Below are 9,894 nucleotides of genomic sequence, written 5' to 3'. Positions count from 1 at the left end.
CGCCATCAGCGCGTAGCCTCTTTGGAGGCCTTTGCCGGCCAGGGGGCCCAGAAGCGTCTGACCGCTGCTCAAACTAACCGTTACCGATTAAGTAGGGGGCCCGATGACCGGGCCGAATCCGGTCGATCGCGGTAAATCGGGCTCGAAACTGCACGTTTTGTCCGACCGGGCCGGGATACCGCTGACAGTGGCAGTCTCGGCGGCGAACACTCCTGACGCGGCTGCGTTGCGTCCGTTGGTGCGGGCGATTCCCGCGGTGAGGTCCAGGCGCGGTCCACGTCGGCGCAGACCGGGGAAGCTGCACGCGGACAAGGCGTATGACAGTCGCGAGTTGCGGGACTGGGTGCGTGATCGCGGCATCGGTGTCCGCATCGCCCGCCGAGGGATCGAGCCGAGTCAACACTTGGGTCGGCACCGGTGGGTCATCGAACGCACCATCGCCTGGCTGGGCGGTTACCACAGGCTCTCGATCCGCTACGACCGCAAGGACACTCACTATTGCGGGTTCCTCACGCTGGCAGCGGCGTTGACCTGCTACAAGAAGCTGACGAAGGCCCGAGCAGCCACATGAGACACGCTCTAATACTCCAGCCGCACTTCGTGATGTAATCGGTGTCGCCGCTGGTAGTGGGCTTGTTTGGCCCGGTATTGGTGGCGTCGCCGCCAGATCGACCATTGCCAGACCAGGTCGAGGGTCGGGTCGGTAGTGATCAGGTGTGCCAGGAGACGTCGAACTTCGCCGAAGGTGAGCGAGATGAGGCCGCTGCCAATGCTTTTGGGGCAATAGCGGCCGTCACAGCGAGGTAGGTATGGGCGAGCATGGCGAGAGTGACATGCCGATACCAGGCGTCGTAGCGCCGGACCTGATACTGGTCGAGCCCGACCTCGGTTTTCGCGGTCTGGAAACAGTCCTCGACAGCCCAGCGAGCACCGGCGACCCGGACCAGTTCCTCATCACTGGTACCGGTCGGCGCGCAGCACATGTAGTACGCGATCTCCAACTCGCCCTTGGGATTCGGAGACAGAGCGCGGCGGGCGAGTAGCCACCGGCTCCATCCTGGTGCAGTGGTCCACTCATAGACCGGCAACGACGCGACGGCCCAGTCGAACATCCGTGGCCCTTTCGCGCCCGCCCCGCAGCTCAACCGTTTCCACGCCTGCTGTGGGGCGTGCGCAACAAGGTGATCTGCGCGGGTGCTGCCCGCGGTGACCGGGATCGTCTGGTTCTTCGGGACGGCGACCACGTACCCGATGCGGCGGTCTTCGAGCCAGGTCCGGAACTTGTAGTCACCGCCGTAGGCTTCATCCGCGGTCACCCACCGCGCCGGCACTCCAGCATCCAGCGCTCGGGCCAGCATCTGTTTGGCCAGCGTGGCCTTCGTAGCAAACTCCACGTTATCGGGCACGTATGCCTCGCGGCAGCGGTCACGATCACCAGCCCACGACTTCGGCAGATACAGTTCCCGGTCGATCAGCGTGCGACCCTTGCCGGTGGTGTACGCGCAGAACACCCCGAGTTGGCAGTTCTCGATACGACCCGCCGTTCCGGAGTATTGGCGCTGTACCCCAGCTGATTTCAGCCCCTTCTTGATGAATCCGGTCTCGTCGACCACCAGAACACCGTCCGGGTCACCCAGGTACTCGACCGCGTAGGCGCGCACGTCGTCACGTACCCCGTCGGCGTCCCAAGCTGCATGGTTCAACAGCCGCTGCATCCCATCCGGCGTCTGGTCACCGGCGGCTTCGGCAATTGTCCAGCCATTCTTCCCGGCCAGCGGCGCCAACAGGCCGCGCACGTACGCGCGGGCCCGTAATCTCGGCTCTGCCCGGTAGAAACGGCCAGCGACTCGCCCGAACAGGTCATCCAGCCCGGCCACCCACGCGACCAGGTCCTCATCGATCGACACGACGGAAGATGTTACCGCACAACATAACTAAGTGCGGCTGGAGTACTAAGCGGCATGCGCGGATACGCGAGAGATCACGCCACCAATCGATACGTGTTTGAGTTGACGGGCGAGAGCAGACATCGATGGCGCAGTCCACATCGCCTGCATCGCAGGCGGATTCGGCTGGACGTGGACCAAGCCGGATGTGACGCGCTTCTGCCACGCCACGGGATGGAGCCTTCTCCACGAAGATCGAGGCCACGGTCCCACCTTGCGAACAAACCTCGACGTCCACACGCCGCAATGCAGCGTCGACTTCAGCAGCCGAATCGTGGATCGTCAGCCTGGAGGCGGCGGGCTCATCGACGAACTGGCCGTCTACGTCGCAGGTTCCGAACGGGTGAAACCCGCGAAAGCCCAGTCTGCCGCAGCTCATTGCCAACTCCGGGATCGTCTAATCGAGGAGTTGGGACCAGTATCCGAATATGTCTTCAGCTTCCATTGCTTCAGCGTCGAACAGATGTGAAGCAGGCTCCAGACTGTTCTCCACATAGTCAGCTACGGCCCGCGCAGTAGGCGGGCGAACAAACCGAAGCGGAATCCCCTGCTCCGCAGTCGCACCCGAAGCGAGGGACTCCGCCCCGAATACTGCGATCTCGGCCAACCCGGCTGGATTGCGTTCTTCCTGCTTCCGACGGTTGGGCGCAAGCAACCAGTACACTGCGTCCCACGCCCGAGTGGAGAAAGTCCGGTCAAGAATGCCAGGCCGCTGCCCCACGATCTGACGAGCGACCGGGGCCAGCTCCACCCAGATCGGGTCATTCCAGTACTGCGAATCCGCGCCATCGCTCGTAGCCAAACTGCCGAAGAACTGGATGGCGTTCTCGGCGGCTCCACGATCGCGCATCGCGCGTTCGAGCAGCGGTTCGTAAGGAACTGCCTGGTATCGAGCATCGAGGGCCATCCCCAGACCATAAGACTCAGCTCGAGCAGGCCCTACCCGACATCACATAATCGGCATGAGCGGATCTTCGACGACGAAGCCGTCGACGGCCGCTCCGAGTGTCACCACGTTGTCACAAGTACCCCGAACAACCCCAAATGTGGCCGGACAGAATCGGCAGGTCACGGTACGTCGGAAGATTGACGAGTACCGTCATGAACGGTCCGAGGCTGCCTCCGGAGCAGAAGGCCGCAGGTTCGATATGAGCGGGCGGGCTGCGGTGCTCGCACGGACACGATCCCCTATCGGCGAACACGATTGGACACTACGGCGGCGGCGATCAGCGCTACATAGTTGTCGGTCCAGCAGTCCGATTCCTTGGTAGCGACATCGATACCGCAGCCTGCACAGACGAGGTTGGGGCCGTCCTGGCCGTCGAGCCCGCAGCAGCCGTTGCACCGCTTGGAGTCGGGATGGCGAACCGTTCCGGGCGCGTCGTCGGGATGCAAAATGAACTGCGTGGAGTCGTAGTTGATCGCATAGGTGCCTTGCGCGACTAGGGGGTCAGCGATTCGGTGGTCGGACAGGTTATCGCCGGACTCGAAGCACTGCGATTCTTGGAGATCGCCAGTGAGAGGGTGCTCGCACTCGGTGCAGGCGAAGAAGATCACCGGGCCAGTATGACGGGCACGCAGCTCGACGACTGCATCGGCCGCTTCAATCGGCCCGTCCGCAGTCCGTCCGCAGCAATCACGGATGTGCCCACATACAGCCAACGATGCCACCAGTAAAAGCCAGGTTCCATGCCGGTCACCGAGAACGCGGCAAGCGGCAGAAACGGATGGTCGAGTTGGGCTGTCGTAGTGTTGAGTGTGGGGTGATAGTCTGGCGCGCAAAGGAACTCGGATTCTGCACGTGGACGGGGAGCGTTCAGGCGCATCTGCTACTGCCGTGTTAGCGTCGGGCACGTGGGGACAACAACGCAGCAAACTGACTCCGGCGGCGCGGCCGCGTACGACTCGATCGCCAAAGCCTACGCCGAGGAGAACGCGACGAGCCTCCTCAACGAGTACTACAACCGGCCTGCGATCCGGAACCTGCTCGGCGATGTGACGGGTAAGCATGTGCTGGACGCCGGGTGCGGCTCGGGTCCCACGCTCGTCGACCTCATCGAAGGCGGAGCGACTGCGGTCGGAATCGACGGCAGCCAGGTCCTGATCGACATCGCCACAGCCAGAGTTGGGGGCGCCGCAGAGCTACACGTCGGGGACCTGGCTGACCCTCTTCCGTTCGGCGACAACACATTCGACGCCGTTGTCTGCTCCCTCGCGCTGCACTACCTCGAGGACTGGCACTCCCCGCTGGCGGAGATGCGCCGCGTGCTCAAGCCCGGAGGCCGCCTAATCCTCTCGGTCGAGCACCCGCTGGTCATGTGGTTCACGCAACTTCAGGCCGGCGAGACCACAAACTATTTCGCCACGCGCCAACGCAAGGTGACCGATATGGCCGGGCAGACCGCGGACCTCACATTCTGGGATCGGTCCTTGTCGACGATGTTCCAGACATTCTTCGACAGCGGATTCCGTATCACCCGCGTCGAGGAACCGGCACCTGCCCCGGAAGCGGTGGAGCGGTTCCCCGAGTTCTTCCAGGACCGCGAGGACCCGAGGTTCCTGGCCTTCCTGTTCCTGGTGTTGGAGGCCTGACTTCTACGCTGCGGCGGGCCGGTTCTGGGCGATCATCGTGCCGCGCACGGCTTCTGCGATCGTCGCTTCGCCGTGCACCCGGCTCCATCTGATGGTGTGGCTTGAACCTTGCGTAGGAATCAGGCCGGTCTGGCCCCAGCCCGCCGAACTCCGAACAGTCGGACAAGCTCGCTCATCGGCAGTTGAGTGCGTTCGTCGAGTGGTGCCGCGGCCCTCAGGATCGCTCGATCAGCGGCAAAGTAGTGCGGCAAGTCAGTGGACCTTCTGGCCAATTGCCCGCAGTACCTCCGAGAGCCAAACCAGGTGGTATCCGATCGCTCGATCCGGATCGGCCAGTAGATCCGTCAGATGCTCCCACGACCACGAGAGTTGGCCCAGCGCCAGATCGGCCGGAGTGTGGTTGACGTCGTACAGCGCATCCGGCGGAATCGACCAGAAGTAGTCCTGGTCCAAGCGGATAGCGTCGCCGTCGGTGGCAGCCTCGACATGATCCATGAGCAAGTCGATGGACCTGCGCAGCTCAACCAGGGACACATGCAGTTGCCATTCGGTCACCAGCACAATCATCCCCGGATCCAGACAACGCCCTGAAGTGGAGCCATGAGCGGCTTTCGACCGTGGGCAACTCCACTGGAGGACGCCTCCCTCCGTGCCCCATTCGTGCCCCGAGCCAGGGTCAAAGGCGGTGAATCCGGGTACCCCACGCGCAACCTACAGACCAGGTCAGACCGTTATTCCGGCCTGTTCGCCTGCTTCCCAAGGGGATGGCGCGTACTCACGTGCGATCGAATTGCTGAACAGAATCCGCGGTGAGGTTGGTGTGGTCAGCAGTTCAGGTCGCAGCTGGGGGCGAGACCGCGACAGATGCTGTTGTCGCCCAGCTCGCGCCCGTCACGCTTCGAGAAGATGTCGAAGCGTGACGACCAACTTGACGAGAACGCCGACCAACGTCTATAACTGCTGGTCATAGGGGTAATGCGTTGAAAAGCGTTGTGTCCGGAGGCGGTATCGACCAGTACACCAATCACCTGGAAGATCGAAAACTGCCGGTCATCGGCATATAGCGCGGCGAAAGCCAGTGCCCTGGAAGGTCCTGGCGGACGTTTCTGTGCCGGCCAGCACAGCCTGCGCGCTGGGACGTCGTTGCTCGACCGTGGATGCCGCGGCCGCGCGATGGCCCGTCCGACTCGAAATACCGTCTCGTCGACGAGTGCGTATGCTACGTTCTCGTCTGGTCTGGTCAGAAGGCGTCACCCTTAGCTGGGAGGTCGAGACATGGATCAACAAACACTGTTGCAGCTCGCTGCTGACGAGCTTGCGATGCGATCGCTCAAGTATCGCGAGATCGAGGTTCTGGACTACGTTCCTACGCAGCCTGATCGCGCACTGCTTTGCATGCCCGGATCCGTCAGGGTTTTCGTCGCTGCCCAGGATGATCCGATACTGCAGCGAGTTCGAGATGCCGCTACCCTACGAAACGGCGAAGATGTCGCACTGGTCGAGAACGAGCTCCGGCCCCGTTTCGAGGGTCGCACGAGACTTTCGACTTACCAGGCTTGGCGTCTACTTCAACGTGCTCCCGTATTCGCGAGCGTTCGATATGGCGGCCGGACCCTCGCAACGAACATCTTCCCGCCGGACGACCTCGGCGTAGTTATCCTGGACAATCCATACAACGGTGGACAGCTGAGCCCGGAATCTCTGACTCTCGTCGAGCACCGACGTGACGGTACCGACGACGCATTGGCGGCCGTAGCCATCAAACACGAGCCGCCGCTGACCCCTGCTGAACGGGCTGCGTTGGCGCAGGTGCCGGAGGATCAGTTGGAGGCGAACCTGACGGCGGACGCAAGTTGTTGCGAGAACGGCACCTTTGTCGCGTGGGCTGCCATGGCCGTCACCGTCGCTGTCCTATGCACGGCAGCTGTCATGGCCGCAGAGGAAGAAGAGCGGCACCTTTCGGACGAGCAAATTCAGAGATTGGGCCCGGCCACAACGGCACGGGAATTGCTCGATATCCGCCGTGAGGCTCTCGGGCATGTGCATTGATCAAGATGGCGATCGACCATATGGTATTCGCTGCGCTTGCCATATTTCTGTTGGTGTGGTTCTCAGTGTCTGCCATCTGTCAGATACCCAGTAATGTCGAGAAATGGGAAGCTGGCAGAGCGGAGCAGTGGGTTCGCGCGCACGACGTATTCGGATTCATACCGCGCTGGAATTTTTTCGCGCCTACACCGGCGACGGACGATCTTCATCTGCTGTACCGCGATCGACTGCCGAATGGACACATAACTCGTTGGTGCGAGGTTCGTCCGCGCACGTCTTCGAAGTGGATAGGACCGGTCTGGAATCCCGAAAGGCGGCATAACAAGGCGCTGATCGACGTGACAGTCGAACTCGTCAAGGCCAGCTTGTCACTGAACCGTGACACCGCCCAGATGCAACTCACCCTGCCGTATATCGCGACGCTCAACTTTGTCTGCAGTCTGCCCCGAGACTATTGCGCCCAGGCCACCCAGTTTCTCATCATGCGGTCACAGGGGGCTGACGAAGATTCGGATCATCACGTGGTTTTCTTGTCGACCATGCATCTGTCAGAACAGTTGCTCCGCGAGAGGTAAGCAGCCGATGTTCACCAGCTCGGATGCTCTGCATCTTTCGGCGGCTATCGGCTCCGTTGCCGTCATCATCGGGTCGATGGAGAGGCTAGCGATGCATCGGCATCTTTCCGATGGCGCCCTCGCCAGCTGGCCTGTCTCGACTACGAGTGTCGCCATGCTGACGAGAAGGCCCTTCCAACGCAGTGCCGGACGACTGCTGGCGTATCCGAGAGTGCTCGGCCTTGTGGCCGTCTGCCTGGCCTGCGGGGTCCTCTTGGCGCTCCGCCCCTCGTCGGTCTTCAACTCCTTGGCTGCCGGCATGATTGCCGTGACCTACATCTTGCTGAGTATGCGCTCGCGCTTCGGAGGCGACGGGGCAGACCAGTTGACAATCATCGTCTTCGCCTCGTTGGCTCTCGCCTTCGGCATCGGGCAAGAGCGCGCCAACGAGATCGTTCTCTGGTTCTTGGCAGCACAAGTATGTCTCGCGTACTTCACGGCAGGCGCGGCGAAGTTGGTCAGCCCGTCGTGGCGCAGCGGAGCGGCATTACCAGGCATCTTGACGACGCAGGCCTATGGGCACCCGCAGGCCGGCAAGATCCTGGTGCGCCATCGAGGCATCGCGACGGCGGCGTGCTGGTCGGTCATCCTGCTGGAGTGCGGTTTTCCCTTGGCGCTCCTCGGCATTCGACCGCTCACCTACGCCCTCTTGATCAGCGGAGCTCTCTTGCACATCGGTACCGCAGTCCTCATGCGCCTGTCCACTTTCCCCTGGGCCTTCGTCGCCACGTACCCGGCAGTAATCTTCTGCGCGACTGGCACAGGGATGTGACAGTGTCCCAATGCTGTCACCACCGCGGCACGGTGGGCAACGTTGCTTGACGCGGCACTAGCTCCGATCCCGCGCCCCGAACGTCGCGTTCACCCCCACGAGCCGGGAAGCGAAGCTCGCGCTCTGGACGGACACGTCACAATTGAAGCAACGCCGCTGTTCGTTCTTCCTCGATGTGGATACTCTGGAAGACCACAACATCCGCGGTAGCTTCGGTTGATCCTGGGAGGTCAACGGTGCCTTGGAACACGAACATCATCGACTCCGAGATTCTGGCTATCCACGCATCGTTCTTGAATTTCGATCAGCTCGTATACTTCGGTGGAGATCAGCACGATCCGGAATTCAACAAGACCGGAAACATCGACGCGATTCGGCTGTTCGACTGTAACTCGTTCTCGATCCATAAGGTGAAACTCGATCTGTTCGACACCTTTTGCTCCGGTCACGCCCTGACCTACGGCGGGATACTCCTGGTTGCAGGCGGCACGCGAAGATTCCCGGACAAGGTGGCGGCGGGTCCACATCACATACACTTCCCCGGGCTTCGAGACAGTGCAGTGATCAGGCTGGATGAGAACGCGAAGTACCAGGCAAAACGGGTAGCCTCAATGAACCGAGGGCTCCCCTACCGACCCCCGAGTGAACCTCCGGCCGAGCATATCGACCACAGGGGGGATACCGGCGGCAGGTGGTATCCGACGCTGGTCACCCTGCCATCGGGCAACGTGCTGGCTCTCAACGGCCACCCGGGCACCGATGACGCCTGGCACACCAACTACATCCCAGAGGTCTTTACGCCGAACCCTCTCCCGAACGGGCGGTGGCACCGGTTGGGCGATCCTGAGAACGTAATGACACGGGCACATTTCGAGCAATACGACGCCGTCACCTTATATCCGCGGGCCTACGTGATTCCCGGGGGGAAGGTATTGATCGCCAGCCCCAGCAAGGGATACAAGACTGTGACTCTAGCGATCGACGAAAGCGCGATGAAGGGCCAGTATCAGGAGCTGGGTGACTTTGCCCCAGGGCCAACCAATCGGTACGGAGCGTTTTGGGAGTCCTCGGTACTCCTTCCCATGCGGTGGGACTCGACCGAGGCACGTGTCCTGATCACAGGCGCTGAGGACTCCTGGATTTGCACCGTTCCATCGGGTCCCGGTATCCCGCTCTGGCGCAGGACCGCACCGCGCCAGCTGGCCGGCCACCCCAGAAGGATTCACGGACAGGCTATTCTGCTTCCCAATCTCAAAGTTCTCCTGGTGGGCGGGGTCGCGGGAACGCCCCCGGATGCTGCGACACTCGATGCGACGGCGGTGAGGACACCAGAGATCTACGATCCCGAGGTGAACCGGGACGGCGCGACTCCCGGCAACTGGAAAGCGCTCACGCATGCCTCTGAAAAGCAGAGCCAAGTGAGGAACTACCACTCCACCGCAATTTTGATGCGAGACGGTAGGGTCTGGGTCGCCGGCGGGGACAAGGACGGTGCTGCCGGAATCGCCAATGCCAATCTGACAATCGAGATCTACGAGCCCTCCTACTTCGGGAACCCTAACAGGCCGGAGATCCTCGCCGCACCTAACCGCTGGCTCACCGGAACTACGTTCGAAGTCGAATCAACGCAGGTGAGCGAGAACAATATTGAACACGTGATCATCGTCCGGTGTGGGAGCGTGACCCATGCATTCAACGCCGACCAGCGATTGATCCAGTTGGGGTTCAACCGAATCGACGGAGACCGGTTGAAAGTGACCGCCCCCAAAGACGCCACCATCGCTCCACCGGGCTTCTATTTCATGTTCACAGTCAACAAGCAGAACCTGCCCAGCCTGGGAATCAAGGTATACATCACCGAAATACCCGAGTCCGACAGCGAACGCGCCTGGAACGGACTGTTCGCAGGGAGATGACCCGG

Annotated in this window: 10 protein-coding genes and 1 pseudogene; 7 read left to right on the top strand and 4 right to left on the bottom strand. The window is 61.8% G+C overall.

Features of this window, described 5'->3' with window-relative positions; translation table 11 throughout:
• Nucleotides 1-94 precede the first annotated feature (94 nt).
• Nucleotides 95-571 (top strand): annotated as a pseudogene (locus ACFXKN_RS18180) (IS5 family transposase); the annotation flags it as partial.
• A 139-nt stretch (nucleotides 572-710) separates the two neighbouring features.
• Here ACFXKN_RS18180 and ACFXKN_RS18175 read toward each other — a convergent pair.
• Nucleotides 711-1,901: an IS701 family transposase gene (locus tag ACFXKN_RS18175; protein WP_378974702.1), complete on the bottom strand. Its 1,191-nt coding sequence runs from the start codon at nucleotides 1,899-1,901 to the stop codon at nucleotides 711-713.
• Nucleotides 1,902-2,094: 193 nt separating this feature from the next.
• On the opposite strand from ACFXKN_RS18175, the gene ACFXKN_RS18170 reads away from it, so the two are divergent.
• The gene (locus ACFXKN_RS18170; RefSeq protein WP_378974697.1) at nucleotides 2,095-2,415 is read left to right on the top strand and encodes a hypothetical protein; all 321 of its coding nucleotides are present in this window, start codon (nucleotides 2,095-2,097) and stop codon (nucleotides 2,413-2,415) included.
• Here ACFXKN_RS18170 and ACFXKN_RS18165 read toward each other — a convergent pair.
• Together ACFXKN_RS18165 and ACFXKN_RS18160 are read right to left on the bottom strand one after the other, a co-directional pair.
• Nucleotides 2,344-2,853 carry a hypothetical protein gene (locus tag ACFXKN_RS18165; RefSeq protein ID WP_378974694.1) on the bottom strand — a complete coding sequence of 170 codons (510 nt, stop codon included), beginning with the start codon at nucleotides 2,851-2,853 and terminating at the stop codon, nucleotides 2,344-2,346. The two genes, ACFXKN_RS18170 and ACFXKN_RS18165, sit on opposite strands and share 72 nt — an antisense overlap.
• Before the next feature lie 281 nt (nucleotides 2,854-3,134).
• Complete coding sequence (locus tag ACFXKN_RS18160) at nucleotides 3,135-3,503, bottom strand: hypothetical protein (RefSeq protein ID WP_378974689.1); 369 nt, start codon at nucleotides 3,501-3,503, stop codon at nucleotides 3,135-3,137.
• Nucleotides 3,504-3,800: 297 nt separating this feature from the next.
• Here ACFXKN_RS18160 and ACFXKN_RS18155 point away from each other — a divergent pair, with 297 nt between their 5' ends.
• Nucleotides 3,801-4,538, top strand: a complete 738-nt coding sequence (locus ACFXKN_RS18155) for a class I SAM-dependent methyltransferase (protein WP_378974686.1) — start codon at nucleotides 3,801-3,803, stop codon at nucleotides 4,536-4,538.
• 252 nt (nucleotides 4,539-4,790) lie between these two features.
• Here ACFXKN_RS18155 and ACFXKN_RS18150 read toward each other — a convergent pair whose 3' ends face one another.
• Nucleotides 4,791-5,093: a hypothetical protein gene (locus tag ACFXKN_RS18150; RefSeq protein ID WP_378974681.1), complete on the bottom strand. Its 303-nt coding sequence runs from the start codon at nucleotides 5,091-5,093 to the stop codon at nucleotides 4,791-4,793.
• Nucleotides 5,094-5,813: 720 nt separating this feature from the next.
• Here ACFXKN_RS18150 and ACFXKN_RS18145 point away from each other — a divergent pair.
• The 4 genes from ACFXKN_RS18145 (at nucleotide 5,814) to ACFXKN_RS18130 (ending at nucleotide 9,889) form a co-directional block, all read left to right on the top strand.
• Nucleotides 5,814-6,587 (top strand): hypothetical protein, encoded by a 774-nt coding sequence (locus ACFXKN_RS18145; protein ID WP_378951000.1) that lies wholly within the window; start codon nucleotides 5,814-5,816, stop codon nucleotides 6,585-6,587.
• A 5-nt stretch (nucleotides 6,588-6,592) separates the two neighbouring features.
• A complete protein-coding gene (locus ACFXKN_RS18140) occupies nucleotides 6,593-7,162 on the top strand; it encodes a hypothetical protein (protein WP_379433421.1) in 570 nt (189 codons plus the stop codon).
• A 7-nt stretch (nucleotides 7,163-7,169) separates the two neighbouring features.
• Nucleotides 7,170-7,973: an HTTM domain-containing protein gene (locus ACFXKN_RS18135; protein WP_379433420.1), complete on the top strand. Its 804-nt coding sequence runs from the start codon at nucleotides 7,170-7,172 to the stop codon at nucleotides 7,971-7,973.
• Between the two features lie 236 nt (nucleotides 7,974-8,209).
• On the top strand, nucleotides 8,210-9,889 hold the full coding sequence (locus ACFXKN_RS18130; RefSeq protein ID WP_378951009.1) for a galactose oxidase-like domain-containing protein: 1,680 nt from the start codon (nucleotides 8,210-8,212) through the stop codon (nucleotides 9,887-9,889).
• The last annotated feature ends 5 nt before the right edge of the window (nucleotides 9,890-9,894 follow it).

Source organism: Nocardia sp. NPDC059195 (assembly GCF_042754695.1).
Taxonomy (GTDB): Bacteria; Actinomycetota; Actinomycetes; order Mycobacteriales; family Mycobacteriaceae; genus Nocardia.
The sequence above is the reverse complement of the archived record's forward strand: the minus strand, read 5'-3'. Positions and strand labels throughout refer to the sequence as shown.